Source organism: Polynucleobacter sp. es-EL-1 (assembly GCF_018687975.1).
Lineage (GTDB): Bacteria > Pseudomonadota > Gammaproteobacteria > Burkholderiales > Burkholderiaceae > Polynucleobacter.
Window position 1 is genome coordinate 1,274,605 of record NZ_CP061310.1, and the last position, 18,226, is coordinate 1,292,830.

The 18,226-nt window shown below is 45.8% G+C and carries 20 protein-coding genes; 6 read left to right on the forward strand and 14 right to left on the reverse strand.

The genetic code is table 11. From position 1 onward, the window contains the following. Window positions 1–6 precede the first annotated feature (6 nt). From FD974_RS06520 to uvrB, 11 genes are all read right to left on the reverse strand, one after another. Entirely contained in the window at window positions 7–999 is a 993-nt protein-coding gene (locus tag FD974_RS06520; protein ID WP_215363590.1) for a YeiH family protein, read from the reverse strand. A 229-nt stretch (window positions 1,000–1,228) separates the two neighbouring features. Further along, window positions 1,229–1,597, reverse strand: a complete 369-nt coding sequence (locus tag FD974_RS06525) for a Rap1a/Tai family immunity protein (protein WP_215363593.1) — start codon at window positions 1,595–1,597, stop codon at window positions 1,229–1,231. Window positions 1,598–1,612: 15 nt separating this feature from the next. Next, window positions 1,613–2,737, reverse strand: a complete 1,125-nt coding sequence (locus FD974_RS06530) for a DUF3300 domain-containing protein (RefSeq protein ID WP_215363596.1) — start codon at window positions 2,735–2,737, stop codon at window positions 1,613–1,615. Between the two features lie 37 nt (window positions 2,738–2,774). Further along, the gene (gene fdx, locus FD974_RS06535) at window positions 2,775–3,113 is read right to left on the reverse strand and encodes an ISC system 2Fe-2S type ferredoxin (RefSeq protein WP_215363599.1); all 339 of its coding nucleotides are present in this window, start codon (window positions 3,111–3,113) and stop codon (window positions 2,775–2,777) included. Window positions 3,114–3,131: 18 nt separating this feature from the next. Then, window positions 3,132–4,997 carry a Fe-S protein assembly chaperone HscA gene (gene hscA / locus FD974_RS06540; RefSeq protein WP_215363601.1) on the reverse strand — a complete coding sequence of 622 codons (1,866 nt, stop codon included), beginning with the start codon at window positions 4,995–4,997 and terminating at the stop codon, window positions 3,132–3,134. 18 nt (window positions 4,998–5,015) lie between these two features. Continuing rightward, a complete protein-coding gene (gene hscB / locus FD974_RS06545; protein ID WP_251374558.1) occupies window positions 5,016–5,543 on the reverse strand; it encodes a Fe-S protein assembly co-chaperone HscB in 528 nt (175 codons plus the stop codon). Beyond that, window positions 5,521–5,844 (reverse strand): iron-sulfur cluster assembly protein IscA, encoded by a 324-nt coding sequence (gene iscA / locus FD974_RS06550; protein ID WP_076022896.1) that lies wholly within the window; start codon window positions 5,842–5,844, stop codon window positions 5,521–5,523. Before iscA ends, hscB begins: the two co-directional genes overlap by 23 nt. A 37-nt stretch (window positions 5,845–5,881) precedes the next feature. Next, window positions 5,882–6,268, reverse strand: a complete 387-nt coding sequence (iscU, locus tag FD974_RS06555; RefSeq protein ID WP_215333536.1) for a Fe-S cluster assembly scaffold IscU — start codon at window positions 6,266–6,268, stop codon at window positions 5,882–5,884. A 49-nt stretch (window positions 6,269–6,317) separates the two neighbouring features. Beyond that, the gene (locus FD974_RS06560) at window positions 6,318–7,577 is read right to left on the reverse strand and encodes an IscS subfamily cysteine desulfurase (protein ID WP_371817106.1); all 1,260 of its coding nucleotides are present in this window, start codon (window positions 7,575–7,577) and stop codon (window positions 6,318–6,320) included. A 40-nt stretch (window positions 7,578–7,617) separates the two neighbouring features. Next, window positions 7,618–8,187 carry a Fe-S cluster assembly transcription factor gene (locus tag FD974_RS06565; protein ID WP_215363608.1) on the reverse strand — a complete coding sequence of 190 codons (570 nt, stop codon included), beginning with the start codon at window positions 8,185–8,187 and terminating at the stop codon, window positions 7,618–7,620. A 161-nt stretch (window positions 8,188–8,348) separates the two neighbouring features. After that, entirely contained in the window at window positions 8,349–10,502 is a 2,154-nt protein-coding gene (gene uvrB / locus FD974_RS06570) for an excinuclease ABC subunit UvrB (RefSeq protein WP_251374688.1), read from the reverse strand. Window positions 10,503–10,682: 180 nt separating this feature from the next. On the opposite strand from uvrB, the gene FD974_RS06575 reads away from it, so the two are divergent. From FD974_RS06575 to FD974_RS06595, 5 genes are read left to right on the forward strand one after another with little or no spacing between them, the layout of a single operon-like run. After that, window positions 10,683–11,882, forward strand: coding sequence for an amino acid aminotransferase (locus FD974_RS06575; protein WP_215363610.1), 1,200 nt, complete (start codon window positions 10,683–10,685; stop codon window positions 11,880–11,882). Window positions 11,883–11,914: 32 nt separating this feature from the next. Then, a complete protein-coding gene (locus FD974_RS06580; RefSeq protein WP_215363612.1) occupies window positions 11,915–13,213 on the forward strand; it encodes a polyhydroxyalkanoate depolymerase in 1,299 nt (432 codons plus the stop codon). A gap of 59 nt (window positions 13,214–13,272) precedes the next feature. After that, a complete protein-coding gene (gene rsxB / locus FD974_RS06585) occupies window positions 13,273–13,959 on the forward strand; it encodes an electron transport complex subunit RsxB (RefSeq protein WP_251374689.1) in 687 nt (228 codons plus the stop codon). Continuing rightward, window positions 13,959–14,615: an endonuclease III gene (gene nth, locus FD974_RS06590; RefSeq protein ID WP_215366739.1), complete on the forward strand. Its 657-nt coding sequence runs from the start codon at window positions 13,959–13,961 to the stop codon at window positions 14,613–14,615. Before rsxB ends, nth begins: the two co-directional genes overlap by 1 nt. Then, a complete protein-coding gene (locus FD974_RS06595; RefSeq protein WP_251374559.1) occupies window positions 14,602–15,033 on the forward strand; it encodes a DUF1841 family protein in 432 nt (143 codons plus the stop codon). The genes nth and FD974_RS06595 overlap by 14 nt, the downstream gene beginning before the upstream one ends. A gap of 13 nt (window positions 15,034–15,046) precedes the next feature. On the opposite strand, the gene FD974_RS06600 is transcribed toward FD974_RS06595, so the two are convergent. Both FD974_RS06600 and FD974_RS06605 read right to left on the reverse strand, forming a co-directional pair. Next, a complete protein-coding gene (locus FD974_RS06600) occupies window positions 15,047–15,919 on the reverse strand; it encodes a DMT family transporter (RefSeq protein ID WP_215363618.1) in 873 nt (290 codons plus the stop codon). A gap of 86 nt (window positions 15,920–16,005) precedes the next feature. Further along, on the reverse strand, window positions 16,006–17,040 hold the full coding sequence (locus FD974_RS06605) for a 3-oxoacyl-[acyl-carrier-protein] synthase III C-terminal domain-containing protein (protein ID WP_215363620.1): 1,035 nt from the start codon (window positions 17,038–17,040) through the stop codon (window positions 16,006–16,008). A 144-nt stretch (window positions 17,041–17,184) separates the two neighbouring features. Here FD974_RS06605 and FD974_RS06610 point away from each other — a divergent pair, with 144 nt between their 5' ends. Continuing rightward, entirely contained in the window at window positions 17,185–17,667 is a 483-nt protein-coding gene (locus tag FD974_RS06610) for a cupin domain-containing protein (protein ID WP_215363622.1), read from the forward strand. 70 nt (window positions 17,668–17,737) lie between these two features. On the opposite strand, the gene FD974_RS06615 is transcribed toward FD974_RS06610, so the two are convergent. Further along, window positions 17,738–18,178 (reverse strand): HIT family protein, encoded by a 441-nt coding sequence (locus FD974_RS06615; protein WP_215363624.1) that lies wholly within the window; start codon window positions 18,176–18,178, stop codon window positions 17,738–17,740. Between the last annotated feature and the right edge of the window lie 48 nt (window positions 18,179–18,226).

Below are 18,226 nucleotides of genomic sequence, written 5' to 3' on the forward strand. Positions count from 1 at the left end.
CACCCATTACTCAAAGTTGGTAATAAAGACTAGACCAATCGAAGCAATAAAAAGAGTCTCTACCACCAACATCACTACCGGTTGCCAACCTAACTTAGCCAATTCTTGAAAGTTGGTTTTAAGACCTGCGGCGGCAATCGCAATGACGAGCATCCAGCGCGATGCTCCGCCAATGGAATGCGTTACGCTGCTTGGCAATATTTGCATCGATGCAATCACTGATAGAGCCACAAACCCCAATAGGAAGGTAGGAATTAAGCGTAGGCTCCCCCATCCCATTTTCTGAGATGATTTTTCAGCACCAAAGAAAATGGAGATCACCAGAACCACTGGGAGCAATAAAGCAACTCGGAATAACTTCACCACTGTTGCGACATCGCCCGCTTCTGGGCCAAATAGCATTCCAGCTGCTACGACCTGCGCAACATCATGAATCGTTGCCCCCAAAAAAATCCCCGCTGGTAAGGCGGCAACATCGAGTAACTGCAAAGCAAAGGGGTAGACGACCATAACAATAGTGGACAGCACCGTAACCCCAACGACCACGAGCAAAGTAAATCGCTCATTTTCTTTGGTTTTAGGCAAAACTGATGCTACAGCTAATGCTGCTGAGGCCCCACAAATTCCAACAGAGCCTCCAGCAATCAATCCCAAATCTGGAGATAACTTCAGAAATTTAGCCAAAAAATATCCAAGACAGACTGTGGCTGCTACCGCAAAGATCACGATCAGCGCTGTATTAATCCCAATCGCGCTGATATCAGCAAAAGTAATGCGGATACCTAGTAAGGCCACCCCCAAACGCAAAACAGTCTTAGCGCAAAAATCAATTCCCGGCTTTACTGTTTCATTGAGATATAAGAAATGCAGGGATAGGCCAATGAGCAAGGCATAGAGTAACTGTGGGCCACCATAGTTATCAGAAAGAAAACTGGTCGACATCGCGATGACCAGGCAGACCAAAAGGCCAGGGAAGTATTGTTGGATGATCTTCAGCATTGAGAATCTGATTCTAAATCTCTACACTCTTGAGAAAATTGCCAGTCGTCAAGATATAAAGAAAAACCACCCCGAAGGGTGGTCTAAAGAAATACTATGGAGGTACTACCTAAAGAATGAACAACAACTTCATCGTATTCCACTCACAACAGCAATAAAAGATAGGTCGCTTCGTTTGGGTGCGTTATGCTCTAAATTGGTGCAAATAGAATAGATAATCTCTCTAAGCCTATTTACAGGGGTACTGAGCCTCAAAAAAGCGCACTAAAGTCTTAGCCGCACGCTCCTGATTGAACTGGGGATTGCGCTGATTCCAACTTAAGAATTCTTGAAGAATCCTCTCCCTAGTGCCTGAATCTGGAGAAAAACAAATGCTCGGCTTCATTTTGGGATTGCGATTGGCGAGATAGGACTGATATACGCCCTCACCAAAGCCAAAGCAAAAATTTTGCGCATCAATATCATTCACGTTTTGACATAACTCGACCAATGCTTTTGTCGAGGCATCATTCTTAGGTAAATTAGATTGCGCAAAAACTTGAGACTGAAATAACAGTACTACAGTCAAGACTGACACAGTAATTCGAAATGAGTTCATTTGATATTCTCTAAATTAGCGTCTAAATCCACCCATACGACCACCACCAAAACCACCACGCCCACCAAAACGATCGTCATTCATACGATCAAAGCGGGCTTGCTCACGTAGAGCATTTTCCTGGGCAGCTTCTCTGTAAGCATTTTGGTTATCACGATCACGCTGGTAATCGTTGCGAGCTTCTTGGTTTAGACGATCAGCCTGAGCACGCTCTTGAGGCGTTGCATTTTTTTGAAAATCACTATCAGCCCGCTGACCAGCGGCTCTGGCCGCCTGCCTCTCCTGGGGAGTAGCATTGTTTTTCCAATCATTTAGGAGTCTTTGTTGATTTTGAATACTGCTGGGACCAATTACCCCACGATTAGATCTGCCTGGGGTATTGCTCCCGCTGTTATTGACATTGATAGTTCCATTAGACCAACTCGGTGTTGACCAAAATGCATCACCTACAGCAAAACCCAAACCAAAAGACATCATTCCCCAAGCAGGGTTATATGCCGGATATGGTGGATAGTCCGGATAAGGCCAAGTGCCATAAACGAGGTTTGGGTTGTAACTTGGCACATAGACCACCTGAGTATTGGCTGGGCCAATCACAATATTCGAGTTTGGATCGGTGCTAACAGTCATCTGCTGATTTGACTTCAAGGTTCCCGCCTGAACAGCGCGCTTGCGTAAAACCTGAACCGCCTTCATCGTATCAGCCGGCTGAAGCTTATAGGCGTTGCCAAGATTCTGCGTCCACTGCAATTTACTACCCATCATGTCAAAGGCTTGTGGAAAAGCAATCAGAGACTTAACGCTATCGTTCCAAGACTGGGTTTTCAGTGCATTTTGCAAAGCTGCCCCAGAAAGGCTCGCATTACTTCTGCGCCAGTTATATGCCTCTGCAATTTCCAAGGGATACGTAGATGCCAGCAACATCAAAGAGAGTAATGAGTCTGGATACAGTGCTATTGGCGAAACCAGAGACTGCAGTTGCTCAGAAGAGATAAGCTGTGGAGAACTAGCATAACCACCACTCTGGGTGTAGCTCATAGGGTAGCCGGAACTCTGGTTATAGGGGTCGCTATTATTAGAGCAGGCACTCAGTAGAACTGTCCCTGCGACTAAACACCAAACGGTAGATTGACTCTTCATAAGTAGAATATACCTCGCAAGCAAACCAATTCCCTAACTAGTGATTCTCTTTTGCGTGATTAATGGAGTACTTCGGTATCTCGATTACCAAGTCCTCACGAGCCACAATTGCTTGGCAGGATAGCCGCGATTGAGGACTCAGACCCCATGCACGATCTAGCAAATCCTCTTCATTTTCATCAGGGGGATTGAGGCTCTGATAACCCTCTTTCACGATGACATGACAAGTGGTGCAAGCACAGACCATATCGCAGGCATGCTCAATCGGGATGTCGTTTTCCAATAAAGCCTCACAAATTGAAGTGCCAGGAGTCACTTCGACAACTGCGCCCTCTGGGCAATATTCACTATGGGGTAATACAACAATCTGAGTCATCTGGGTTATTTTCTTTAATTAAATTTCCGCAACATTCTTACCGGCTAATGCCTTCTGAATACTGGAGTTCATTCTCTTCTGTGCAAAATCATCTGTGGCTTTGGCTGCATGATCTACTGCCTTTCTCAATACAGCACTATCAGACTCTTCTTCTAATATTTTTCTCAAGGTTGCCATTTCTTGATCCACCACTGCTTGCTCTTGCGCATTTAATAATTGACGATCGGAGTCTAGGGCAGTTTGAACGGCATCTAATAAACGCTGTGCATTGACTTGCTCTTCACGCAAGGATCTAGATAACAGATCAATCTTGGCAGAAGCAAACCCGTCTTGCAACATGCGTGTAATCTCAGCATCAGTTAAGCCATAGGAGGGTTTGATATCAATCGAGGCCTGTACACCTGATCCCTGCTCCATTGCACTCACAGAAAGCAAACCATCCGCATCGACCTGAAATGTCACCCGAATTCGGGCTGCTCCCGCTGCCATTGGTGGAATGCCACGCAACTCAAACTTGCCCAAGGATCGACAATCCTGCGCTAACTCACGCTCACCCTGAACCACCTGAATTGCTAATGCTGTTTGACCATCTTTAAATGTTGTGAAGTCCTGTGCACGCGCGACCGGAATGGGCGTATTGCGTGGAATAATTTTCTCCACTAATCCACCCATGGTTTCAATGCCTAAAGATAGTGGAATCACATCGAGCAAGAGCCACTCATCATCTTTACTTTGATTGCCCGCTAGCAAGTCGGCCTGCATGGCAGCGCCTAAAGCAACTACTTGGTCAGGATTTAAATTATTTAAAGGTTTAGTCCCAAAGAGCTCACCAACAGCACGCTGGACATGAGGCATCCGCGTTGCCCCACCAACCATAACAACGCCCTTCACCTCATCCGCTTTGAGGCCTGCATCACGCAAAGCCTTCTTCACCGCCAAAAGGGTTTTGTTAATCAGATTCTGGGTGATTTCAAAAAACTGAGCTTGGCTAACACCGACATTAACCACAGTACCATCCGACAAAGTCTCATGAACGCGAGCCAGAGGATTGTGACTTAACTGTTCCTTGGCATGTTTGCAGGCGAGCAATAGCTTGCGATGATCACCAATAGATAGTGGTGGCAATTTTGCCTGCTCAATCACCCAGCAGTAGAGTCGATGATCAAAATCGTCACCCCCTAGAGCAGAATCCCCGCCCGTAGAGAGAACCTCAAATACCCCTCTACTCATTCGCAGAATAGAAATATCGAAGGTGCCTCCACCCAAGTCATAGACTGCATAGATGCCCTCTGAGGCATTATCTAAACCATAGGCAATCGCTGCAGCGGTTGGTTCATTCAGTAAACGCAGCACTTCAATTCCGGCGAGCTTGGCAGCATCTTTAGTGGCCTGACGTTGCGCATCATCAAAGTACGCCGGCACAGTAATCACTGCACCCACAATATCGTCATTTACTGAGTCTTCAGCCAGTTGGCGTAGACGCGCCAAAATTTCTGCAGACACTTCAATAGGGCTCTTATCACCAGCTACTGTACGAATTTTGAGCATGCCAGGCTCATCGACAAAATCATAAGGAGTATTTTCAATATGCTCCACATCAATAATGCCGCGCCCCATGAAGCGCTTGACCGAGACGATCGTATTCTTAGGGTCAGAAACAATGCTCTCAATTGCCTCAAAACCTGCTTGAGTCCTACCGTTTGGTAAATAGCGCACTACCGAGGGAAGTAATTCTTGGCCCCGAGAATCTGCAAGCACTTTAGGCAAAGCATCGCGCACAATAGCTACCAATGAATTAGTAGTGCCTAGATCGATACCAACAGCTATTCGGCGTTGATGGGGAGCTTGCGATTTGCCAGGTTCGGAGATTTGTAAGAGTGCCATATGGGGTTGAGTGTAAAGCTATACCAAGCTAGCAATAGCATCATCGAGTTCTTGCGCAAACTTATCAACAAACAATAAGCCCCTGAGTAACTCTGCAGCACGCTCATAATTTTTAGCTCCATCAATTGCTTGAGTAAGCTCAATGATCGTTTCCGCCTTGGATCCTTCAACTTCCTCAGATAGGGCTTCCAAAGCCATTAAATCGTCTTCCTGCTCTTCAAGACTCTCGCGCCACTCCATTTGCTTCATTAGAAAAGCTGCTGGCATAGCGGTATTGGTCTCTAGATTGGCATCCACCCCATGAAGCTGGCAGATATAAAGGCCGCGCTGAATCGGATTCTTCAGAGTCTGAAAAGCGGCATTCGCATAGGTTGCCATTTGCATAGCAATTCTTTGCTCAGAATCACTCCCGCGCGCATGACGATCGGGATGCACTTCCTTTTGAATGGCTAAATAAGCCTGATCTAAGGCAGACAAATCCAAATCGAATTGCTGCTGAAGACCAAAGAAATCAAAGTAATTGTTAGACGCGGAAGGATTCGCCACAACCACACTCATCTTTAACGTTAGGGTTTTGGAACTTAAAGCCCTCGTTTAAACCTTCACGCACAAAATCTAGCTCAGTGCCATCTAGGTAGGCCAGACTTTTCGGATCCACAAAAACTTTAATGCCATTCGATTCAAACATCGTATCTTCTGGTGCAGCCTCATCTACATATTCAAGCTGATAAGCCAGTCCAGAACAACCTGTCGTTCTGACGCCCAAGCGCAAGCCACATCCTTTGCCACGCTTATCCAAATTGCGCTGCACGTGCTTTGCTGCTTTATCAGTTAAGGTAATTGCCATAAAAAACCTGTCTTATTCTTTAAAAAACTGCCGATACTTATTTAGCGGGATGCTTTTCTTTATAGTCAGCAACTGCCGCCTTGATAGCATCCTCGGCCAAGATTGAGCAGTGAATCTTCACAGGAGGCAAAGCCAACTCTTCTGCAATTAAAGAATTTTTAATCTCTAATGCTTGATCTAGAGTTTTGCCTTTAACCCACTCGGTTACTAAAGACGATGAGGCAATCGCAGAACCGCAACCATATGTCTTGAACTTAGCATCTTCAATAACGCCTTGATCATTTACGCGGATTTGTAATTTCATCACGTCGCCACACGCTGGGGCGCCGACCATACCAGTCCCAACTTGATCATCACCCTTCTCAAAAGAGCCAACGTTGCGGGGGTTTTCATAATGGTCGATTACTTTATCGCTATATGCCATGGTATTTCCTCGTCATTTCTGTAATGTTGCTTAAATATTTATCAATTAATTAATGTGCAGCCCACTGGATAGTGCTTAGATCAACACCATCTTTAAACATTTCCCATAACGGTGAAAGCTCACGCAATTTAGCAATCTTCTCTTTCACCAACTTAATCGTGAAATCTACTTCTTCTTCAGTCGTAAAGCGACCCAAAGTAAATCGGATAGAGCTATGCGCCAACTCGTCGTTGCGACCTAAAGCGCGCAATACGTAGGAAGGCTCCAAAGATGCTGAAGTGCAGGCAGATCCAGAAGAAATAGCCAAATCTTTTAAAGCCATCAGCATGGACTCGCCTTCGACATAGTTAAAGCTGATATTCAGGTTATGAGGGACGCGATGCTCCATATCCCCGTTGACATAAACCTCTTCAACATCTTTCAAACCATTTAACAAACGATCTCGTAGTGCACGAATTCGCTTATTACTCTCAGCCATCTCCAGGCGAGCAATGCGGAAAGCTTCACCCATACCTACAATTTGATGCACGGCTAGAGTGCCAGATCGCATGCCGCGCTCATGACCGCCACCATGAATTTGTGCCTCAATACGAATACGTGGCTTACGACGCACAAACAAAGCGCCAATACCTTTGGGGCCATAAGTCTTGTGCGCAGAAAAACTCATCAGATCTACTTTTTCTTTTTCTAAGTTGATCTCAACCTTACCGGTTGCCTGTGCTGCATCCACATGAAAAATAACGCCACGTGAACGGCATAGCTCACCAATGCGGGGAATATCTTGCACAACACCAATTTCGTTATTCACATACATCACTGAAGCCAAAATAGTCCCAGGCTTCATTGCAGCTTCTAACTGAGCAAAATCAATCAAGCCATTGGGTAGCACGTCTAAATACGTTACCTCAAAGCCTTCACGCTCTAGCTCACGGCAAGTATCTAAAGTTGCTTTGTGCTCAGTTTTGACGGTAATGATGTGGTTGCCACGCTCTTTATAGAAATGCGCAGCACCTTTAAGTGCCAAGTTAATACTCTCAGTGGCGCCACTAGTGAAAACAATCTCCCTGGGATCAGCGTGCACTAATTGAGCAACCTCAGAACGCGCCCACTCAACAGCCTCTTCAGCCGCCCAACCGTAGGCATGACTGCGAGATGCAGCATTACCAAACTGCTCGCGTAAGTAAGGCAGCATTTTGTCAACAACACGGGGATCAATCGGCGTAGTTGCTGAATAATCCATGTACACCGGAAAGTGTTTTGGACTAAACATTGGAACCGCTTGTTGAGGGATATCTTGTGGTGCGTTCATGATTAACTTATCAAATATGAGTGTTGGTTATTGGGCTGAATTAATTCTGCTGTGCCAGATTAAAAACGGAATTGACTAACGGACGTTTAGCTGCAACTTCTTTTTTGGCGGCAACCACTTCTGCAGTTTTATCTGTTTTGATGACATCAGGCTTTAGCTTTTTAGGGCGTAAATCATGCAATACAACACCCCGGCCCTCTTGCTGTTGTACGAGGTCACGCAGCGAGACAGAGCTGAGGTACTCCACCATCTTAGAATTCAAATTAGTCCAAAGGTCATGCGTCATACAGCGGCCATGATTCTCTTCATCAGCATGACAATTTCCCTTACCACCACACTGGGTAGCATCTATTGGCTCGTCAACCGCCACGATGATGTCCGCTACGCTGATTTCATCAGACTTACGCGCTAAGGTGTAACCGCCACCAGGACCGCGAGTACTCTCAACGATATTAAAGCGGCGTAATTTTCCGAACAGTTGCTCGAGATAGGAAAGGGAAATCTTTTGTCTTTGGCTAATTCCAGCCAAAGTTACTGGCCCATGCGTTTCACGTAGGGCTAAATCAATCATGGCAGTTACTGCAAAACGACCTTTGGTTGTAAGTCTCATATGTCACCTTGGTAATGGATTGTTATGGACAGCTAACAGTCGGGCGGGTAATACCCGACCATTCCACTCAACTTTACCATATACCCAACTATTCCGCTCGGGAATTATCCCAAAAATCCAAGGGATTAGGTGTTTGCCAACTCCAAAAGCGCTATTTTCCCTTAAATCGCATCCCGTGAGCGTGCCCCAAAGGCCATTTCCTTAACCTTGGTGAGGCGGTCTCGGGTTGCTGCCGCCTTCTCAAACTCTAAATTCTTGGCCTCAGAGTTCATTTGCTTTTCCAAAAGCTTAATTTCAGCAGCCAATTGCTTCTCACTCATATCCTCGTACCGCGCACGCTCCTGCTCTACCTGCATCTCAGAACGCTTCTCTTTAACGTCATAGACACCATCAATAATGTCTTTAATCCGTTTTTGGACACCACGAGGCTCAATGCCGTTGGCTTTATTAAACGCAATTTGCTTGGTTCGACGGCGCTCTGTTTCACCCATCGCCCGCTTCATCGAGTCTGTGATTCGATCGGCATACAAAATTGCCTTGCCACGCACATTACGAGCTGCCCTACCAATAGTCTGTATTAGGCTGCGTTCAGAACGCAAAAAGCCTTCTTTATCAGCATCCAAAATCGCCACAAGTGAGACCTCTGGGATATCTAAGCCTTCACGTAATAAATTAATACCCACCAAAACATCGAATACACCGAGTCGAAGATCGCGAAGAATTTCAACGCGTTCAACGGTATCAATATCAGAGTGCACATAACGCACCTTTACCCCGTTATCGGATAAATAATCAGTGAGTTGCTCTGCCATCCGTTTGGTTAAGACTGTGACCAACACGCGCTCGCCCACTTTGACGCGCTCATAAATTTGGCTAAGCAAATCGTCCACTTGTGAGCTTGCCGGCAAGACTTCAATTTCTGGATCAACTAATCCTGTTGGTCGCGCTACCTGCTCCACTACCTGCCCTGTATGCGTATTCTCATAATCAGCTGGGGTTGCAGAAACAAAAATGGTTTGCCGCATCTTGTTTTCAAACTCTGTGAACTTGAGTGGTCTGTTGTCCATTGCAGAAGGCAAACGAAAACCAAACTCCACTAGAGTATGTTTACGGGATTTATCGCCGTTGTACATTGCGTTCAGTTGACCAATCAGAACGTGACTCTCATCTAAAAACATCAATGCGTCGTTGGGTAAATAATCTACTAGTGTCGGCGGAGCCTCGCCAGGCATGGCACCAGAGAGATGGCGTGAGTAGTTCTCAATACCTTTGCAAAAACCCAATTCATTGAGCATCTCCAGGTCAAAGCGAGTCCGCTGTTCTAAGCGTTGCGCCTCTACTAGTTTTCCGTCTTTCACAAACTCATCTAAGCGAATGCGCAATTCTGCTTTGATGGTTTCAATTGCTTTTAATACCGTATCGCGTGGTGTTACATAGTGTGAACTTGGATAAACCGTAAAGCGCGGAATCTTTTGCCGAATTCTTCCAGTGAGTGGATCGAAGAATTGCAAACTTTCAATCACATCATCAAATAACTCCACTCGCACTGCTAGCTCATTATGCTCAGCTGGGAAAATATCAATCGTATCGCCACGCACTCGGAAAACACCGCGCTTGAAATCCGTTTCATTGCGGTCATATTGCATGGCAATTAAACGCATCAAGATATCGCGTTGACTCATCTTGTCACCAGGGCGCAAGGTCATCACCATGCTGTGATAGTCCCCAGGGTTACCAATACCGTAAATTGCGGACACTGTTGCAACGATGATGACATCACGTCGCTCCAACAAACTCTTGGTAGCAGACAGACGCATCTGCTCAATATGCTCATTAATGGAGGAGTCTTTTTCGATAAACAGATCCCGCTGCGGAACATAAGCCTCTGGCTGGTAGTAGTCGTAGTAGCTGACGAAATACTCCACCGCATTTTTGGGGAAAAATTCCCTAAATTCGCTGTACAGCTGAGCGGCTAGAGTCTTGTTAGGGGCAAAAATAATGGCCGGACGACCCGTTCTCGCAATGACATTGGCCATAGTGAAGGTCTTACCTGAGCCAGTAACCCCCAAGAGCGTCTGAAAAGTCAGTCCATCCTCGATTCCAGCCACCAAGGCATCAATTGCAGCCGGCTGGTCTCCTGCTGGTGGAAAGGGCTGATAGAGCTGAAATGGTGAGTCTGGAAAGGAAACAAACCTGGAAGGGTCCAGATCATGGCCCGCCTCACCCAATGGATCAGCGACCGGGCTTTTTAGATCCTGGGCAATCGGAGAATTTGGTGAGGTTTTAGGCAACTTAGGGGGCATCTCAGCTATCATTTCACCTGTGAGCTTTAGTTCACAGCGAATTTTGTACAAACAATGATTTTGCCGTTTTTATTTGGAAATAGCTCGTAACAGCCTGAAAAAAGCCATTTAAAGCAAATTAAACGAAATTTAACGCTAAATACAGACCCAATAACCTTTTTTCACTCCACTTCCGCCCCTTCTAAACATCCAATGAACCTCTTTAATTCAGTCAAGCTAGCCCCTAAAGATCCTATTTTTGGCCTTACCGAAGCCTACGTCGCAGACCAACGTGCCGATAAAGTGAATCTCGGGGTAGGTGTTTATTACACCGATGAAGGAAAAGTCCCCCTTTTAAAAGCAGTTATCAAAGCGGAGGAGGCAATTGTTGCCAAGCAATCCCCACGCAGCTACATCCCAATTGAGGGTCCTAATCCCTATAACAGTGCAGTGCAAAATCTTCTATTTGGTGCTGACTCTGCGCTCATTAAAGATGGTCGTGTAGTTACTGCAGAATGCTTGGGTGGTACTGGGGCCTTGCGCGTGGGTGCTGACTTCATTAAGCGCTTGAACTTAAATGCGCCATGCGCAATCAGCAACCCTACCTGGGAAAATCACCGCGGTATTTTTGAGGCAGCTGGCTTTGAAGTGCTGGAGTACACCTACTTCGACGGCAAGACTCGCGGCGTTGATTTTGATGGCATGGTGAAATCCTTAGAGTCCTTTCCAAAGCACACTACAGTTCTCTTGCATGCTTGCTGCCATAACCCAACAGGCGCCGACATCACCGAAGCACAATGGCGTCAGGTAATTGAGATCTGCAAGACAAAGGAACTCATCCCCTTCTTAGACATGGCCTATCAAGGCTTTGCTGCTGGCATTGAGCAAGATGGTGTAGCTGTGCGTTTATTTGCTGACTCTGGCATGTCATTCTTTGTGTCGAGCTCTTTTTCTAAATCATTCTCACTCTATGGTGAGCGTGTTGGCGCACTATCGATCATCACACAGAGCAAAGATGAATCTACTCGCGTGTTGTCACAATTAAAGCGCGTGATTCGTACTAACTACTCAAATCCACCGACCCATGGTGCGGCTATTGCTGCTGCTGTGCTCAATTCACCAGAACTGCGTCAACTCTGGGAAGATGAATTAGCCCAAATGCGCGACCGCATTAAAGCAATGCGCCATGGCTTAGTTGAAAAACTCGCTGCTGCTGGTGTAAAGCAAGATTTTGCTTTTATCGAAGCACAACGCGGCATGTTCTCTTACTCAGGCCTGACTGCTGAGCAAGTAGAGCGTTTACAAAAAGAAGATGGCATTTATGCCCTCTCTACTGGCCGTATTTGTGTGGCTGCTCTCAATACCAAGAATATTGATAAGGTGGCTACAGCAATCGCCCGCGTTTTAGCGTAACAAGCGGTTACACTGAATTATCAGGAGGCAACATGCTATATCAGTTACATGAATTTCAAAAAGCATTACTTCAACCAGTAAGCTCATGGGCCAGAGCAGCTTCAGAGGCATTTATCAATGCCTCAAATCCAGCCTCGAAGATTCCAGGATCTGATCGTTTAGCTGCTAGCTACGAACTCCTCTACCGCTTAGGCAAAAATTACAAAAAACCTGAATTTGGTATTCGCTCGGTCCAGGCTCATGGCAAAGAAGTGGCTATTCATGAGCGCACAGTGGTGACAAAGCCATTTTGCAATTTGATTCGCTTTAAACGATTTTCTGATGACCTTGATGTCATTAAAAAATTAAAAGAAGATCCTGTGGTCTTAGTAGTTGCGCCACTATCAGGCCATCATTCAACGCTCTTGCGCGATACTGTTCGCACGCTCTTGCAAGATCACAAGGTATATATCACTGACTGGATTGATGCGCGCATTGTGCCTGCTGAAGATGGTGACTTTGGTTTGGATGATTATGTTCATTATGTGCAAGATTTCATTCGCCATATCGGCGCCGATAATTTGCATGTCATTTCTGTTTGCCAACCTACAGTACCAACACTGGGCGCTATTTCTTTAATGGCTTCTGCTGGCGAAAAAACACCGGCATCAATGATCATGATGGGCGGTCCAATTGATGCCCGTAAATCACCTACAGCAGTCAATAGCTTGGCTGACCAAAAGTCGTATGAGTGGTTTGAAAGCCATGTGATTTACAAAGTACCGCAAAATTATCCAGGCGCAGGTCGTAAGGTTTATCCAGGATTCTTGCAACACACTGGCTTTATCGCCATGAATCCCCAAAACCACCTGCAATCACATTGGGACTACTTCCAGAACTTAGTGCGCGGTGACGAACAAGATGCTGAGTCCCATATTCGTTTCTATGATGAATACAACGCCGTCTTAGATATGGATGCCAAGTTTTACCTCGATACGATTAAGACTGTGTTCCAAGACTACGCATTACCCAATGGCACTTGGGAAGTATCCGGGGAGCTAGTCAAGCCACAGGATATTCAAAAGACTGCCCTGCTTACAGTCGAGGGTGAGTTAGATGACATCTCTGGCAGCGGTCAAACGCGCTCAGCGCATGCGCTGTGTGCTGGCATTCCTAAGGCCAATAAAGATCATTATGAGGTTGCTGGTGCAGGTCACTATGGTATTTTCTCTGGTCGTCGTTGGCGTGAAAAGGTATATCCGAAGATCAAATCGTTTATCCGCGAACACCAAGCCACCCCTAAGAGAGCAAGGGCTAAGCCACCAAAGCTGGCAAGTAAAAAATCTGCCTAAATTAAAGGCGCGACTTTCGGGTCGCGCTTTTAGTTTTTGCTTACTCATTTGTCATGAATATGAATTCGACGAAAAATCTAGCGGATCGTCTCGAGGATATCCTTCCTCAAACCCAGTGCACTAAATGTGGCTACCCCGATTGCAGAGCTTATGCACAAGCCTTGGCAACCGGCGAAGTATTACCAAATCGCTGCCCTCCTGGAGGTATAGAGGGCATTAAAAGATTGGGCCAACTACTCACCCCAATTTACCCACAAGATGCCTTTGAGCTACACCCTAGCATTGACCCAGAGTGTGGCAGTGAGCGGCCTAGGCCAGTTGCCTTCATTGATCCAAAGGCTTGTATTGGCTGCACTCTGTGTATTCAGGCTTGCCCGGTGGATGCCATTGTGGGGGCATCAAAACAAATGCATGTTGTATTAAGTGAATGGTGTACGGGCTGCGATTTATGCATCCCCCCTTGCCCTGTTGACTGCATCACGATGATATATGTCACCAATGAGAATACCGGTTGGGATGCGTGGTCGCCAGAACAGGCAGACATTGCACGCGCTCGGTATCATGCACGAGAACTTAGGCTCGATCGCGAGCAACGTGATAACGATGAACGTCTTGCAAAGAAGGCTGCCATGAAGTTAGCTGCTGTCAATGCAGAAGCAACGGATTCTGAAGAAGCAAAAAAAGAGCAGGAGAGAAAGCGCGCCATCATCGCGGCTGCTATTGCCAGGGCTCAAGAAAAGAAATGATGAATTTAGAAAAGCGCCAAGCTTTTTTTGAGCAGCTCAAGGCTAATAATCCCCACCCTGAAACGGAGTTGGAGTACAGCTCCCCTTTTGAATTGCTCATCGCCGTACTGCTATCTGCACAGGCAACTGATGTCTCGGTAAACAAAGGTACTCGCGAGCTCTATAAAGTAGCCAATACTCCACAAGCTCTATTAGATCTTGGCGAGGAAGGTGTCAGACCATATATTCAGCATATTGGTTTATTTAACTCCAAAGGCAAGCATATTCAAGAAACCTGCCGAATGCTGCTAGATCAACATGGCGGCGAGGTACCCCAAACCCGAGAGGCACTTGAGGCGCTTCCTGGCGTCGGGAGAAAAACGGCGAACGTTATTCTCAATACTGCGTTTGGACATCCCACTATGGCGGTAGATACGCATATCTTTCGCGTATCCAATCGCACAGGCTTAGCGCCGGGTAAGGATGTAGTCAAAGTTGAGGAGCAGCTTTTAAAGCGGGTACCCAAAGAATACTTACAAGACGCACACCACTGGCTTATCTTGCATGGCCGATACACATGTAAAGCCCGCAAGCCAGATTGCGAGCAATGTATTGTTGAACCCTTGTGTGAATTCAAGCAAAAAACAGGCAAAGGAAAAGTCCGTGGCGATATTTAACCCCACTCGCGAAGAAGTGCGTCGTTTTTTCTGCGATACCTGGAAGAAGAAAACAGAGAATCAGATTCTGACGCCAATGGAAACATTAGCAAGTGATTGGATGGTGCTACATCCCGAATATCACTCTACTCTCGCGGACCCAGAGGGCGCAGTATCGCAAGACTACACACCCGAAAGAGGGGAAACCAATCCCTTCTTGCATCTGTCTATGCACCTGTCGATCAGCGAGCAAATCTCCATTGATCAACCGCCTGGTATTAAAGCAGTCGCAGAGAAGCTCACTCAAAAACTAGGCTCTGAGCACGAAGCACAACACGCTATGATGGAATGCCTTGGTCAAGTGATGTGGGAAGCACAAAGAGAAGGCCAACCATTGAGCCCTGAAAAATATCTTGAGGCATTAAAGAGATTGAATTAACCATCGATGCCGATCAATGGCGCTTCACAAGCATTTTTTTACTCAACACTACCGTTGATACCACCAGAAAAGCAAAAACCATATTCATTAAGGTCAGCCTATCCCCCAGGATTAGACTGGCTGCAATTAGCGTACAAAAAGGTTGGATCAGCTGTACTTGACTTACCCTGGCAATGCCGCCAATGGCAAGGCCGCCATACCAAAAGAAAAAACCGAGATACATCGGAAATAAGCCGAGATAAATAAAGCTCGTCCAAATAAAAGGGTCGGCACTCCAATAAACAGAGCTAAATGAGAAGTAAGTTGCTACCAAATTTACCGGCAAGGAAATAAGCAAGGCCCAAGAAATCACTTGTGGTGGACTCATCTTGCGCGACAGCTCACCTCCTTCAACATAGCCAACACAGGCACAAATGCCGCCCAATACCAAGAGACCATCAATATAGGTGAAACTACCAGAGTTTTTGAGCAGCGCATAAACCACGACCAACCCTGCGCCCAGAACGGAAACCAACCAAAACCCCAAGGATGGGCGCTCCCTAAAACGAATAACTCCGATCACAGTGGTTGCCAAAGGCATCATGCCTAAAATCACAGCACCGTGGGCTGATGAGCCCTCTTCCATCGCAATCGTAGTCAAAATAGGAAAGCCAAATATCACCCCCAATGCAATGACTGCCAACTTCACTAGGTCAGACTGAGCGGGAAGCGGCGCTTTTGTATATAAGAGATAGACTAAAGCGAATAAGCCTGCTAAAAATGCTCTTCCAAAAGCAATGAAGTAGGGATTAAAGCTACCCAGAACAATTTTCGTGACCGGCAAGGTGAGGCTAAAAATCAGTATCCCAACAAAGCCAATAAGCATCCCCTTGGTTTCTTTATTCACCCGAAGATTTTTCCATATTTAGAGACGTTGAGCCTTATGAGCATTCAAGAAAAATATCTCATATTGATAATGAAGTGATATGTCAATTAGCACCGAATAACACTAGCCGACCAAGAAAATCCCAGTCCGCTAGCAGCTAAGATAGCGAGCTTACCTTCGGGCAATAAATCCTCACGATGAGCCTTTGCCATAGTGAATAAGCAATCTGCAGGCCCGATATGACCGAACTCTCCCATGCTGATATAGGTGTGATCCTCGGGTATTCCCATGCCATTCATGATATGGATACGCAATGAGTTTTTAATCTGGTTCATTAATACATACTCAATTTGTGAAGCCACAATTCCAGATCTATCGAGTGCCTTATTCATCACTCCAAGATACTCTTTTAGGTAAATTTGATTTACCAGCGTTGCAAACGCAAGCTCATCTACACGAGAGAAAGTCTTATCCCATTCATTAAAGCCCGGCTTAATAGGCATGCGCGTACCACCAGCCTCAACTCTCAATAGATCACCCAAATCTCCATCTGTGTGTTCGGCAAAACTCAAGAATTGATAACGTGGATGATTTCTGGTTAGCACAACAGCAGCGGCGCCATCACCAAAATAAAGGATAGGTCGACATTCTGGGATTTTTGGGGAAACAACGCGCGTGAGTGTATCAGCGCAGATGACTAAAGCATGCTTAATAGATGGATCTCTTTCCATCAAGCCCATAGCCACATTGCAGGCCAAATTCCCGCCAGCGCAACCATTTCTCACTTCAAATGCATAAGCATGGTGACATCCAATCTCACGAACTACTGCGCTTGATGGGCACCAAAATCGATAATCATAATCACCCGCAGATACAAAAATCACTAAATCGATTTCCTCACCCGCTAGCCCTGCATCCGATAGAGCTTCTTTTGCAGCCTCCAATCCCATTGTGAATGGATGCTCATCATCGCTTGCTTTATGAACGTGCGTAAAACCAATGCCTTCGGTTAATTTTTCCAGGGGGATATTGGCATCACGCGCTAACTCCTCTGCAGAAATTCGCGTTTTTGGCACGTAAGTACCAAACCCTGAAATTCCAGCAATAACAGCATTGGGTCGTTCAACAGTAGAGGTATTCATGAGTCTAAGTGGCAACCAATAGAGGTCTTGCTCATTGTACAAATCCCTTCATAACTAAAGTTAAGGCCGATCACGGTGATCTCTTGTGGTTTAAATTCTCTTCAATCATAATAAGCTCTCCACTTTAAATAAAAGGAAGGCTTCATGAGCACATTGAAATCAATGCTATCTATAAACAAAATGATTGCTGTTTGGGGCCTGGCACTTTTAGCAAGCCATGTAAATGCCATCAATCATACAGATGGTAAAACACCCTACGAAGATATTACTGCAACTGTAATCCCTATGGTTGGTGCCAACAAAACGATTATTGGTCAAGAATTTAAATTTCCATCTGGATCACCTCTCATCAATGCTTTCAATATCGAGATTGCTCCTGGGAAAAAAACAGATACCCATCAACATCTTGTCCCACTTTATGTATATGTAGTATCTGGCGAGCTCGAGGTAGACTATGGCTCTAAAGGGAAAAAAGTAATCCCCGCAGGTAGCTCCTACGTTGAAGCAATGAATTGGTGTCACTATGGCAAACCAGCCGGGCAAGGTCCAGTGAAAATTATTGGCATCTATCTCGGGCAAGAAAAGCCTGATCAGATCAAACCAGTAAGCTGCGATAAATTGCAATAAAGCAATTTTAGAATTGAGCTCAAGGATTTACCCTTGAGCTCTGTTTCAATCTATGTTGAATGAAGTTGCATTACGCTAGCAATGCAATTGCTGCTCTGATTGCTTCGGGCATCTCTCGAGCAAGTTTCTGGCGATTCTCTAATTGACTTTGGGGCGTCTCCCTTGTCTTTACTGACCAAGCAGATCCCGGAAAGTAAGCATCGTCTTTATATCTTGGAATCACATGCCAATGAATATGCGGAACCATATTTCCCAGCGCCGCAATATTTACCTTGTCGGGATTCATCACCTTACGGATCGCCTCTTCAACAGCAAAAACTAAAGCCATCAGATGCTCACGCTCACCGGGAGTGAGATCGGTCATCTCAGCAATATGGCGATTCCAAATCACCCTACAAAAACCTGGCAAATCGGGATCATTTACCAGAATGATGCGACAGTCGTCTCCGCGCCAAACTAGTTGCCCCTCATTGGGCTTAAGCTCATCTTTACACAATACGCAATCAGTCATAGCAAGAATGTAAACGAAAACGGCACCTAAGTCACCCTTGTGGGGTTA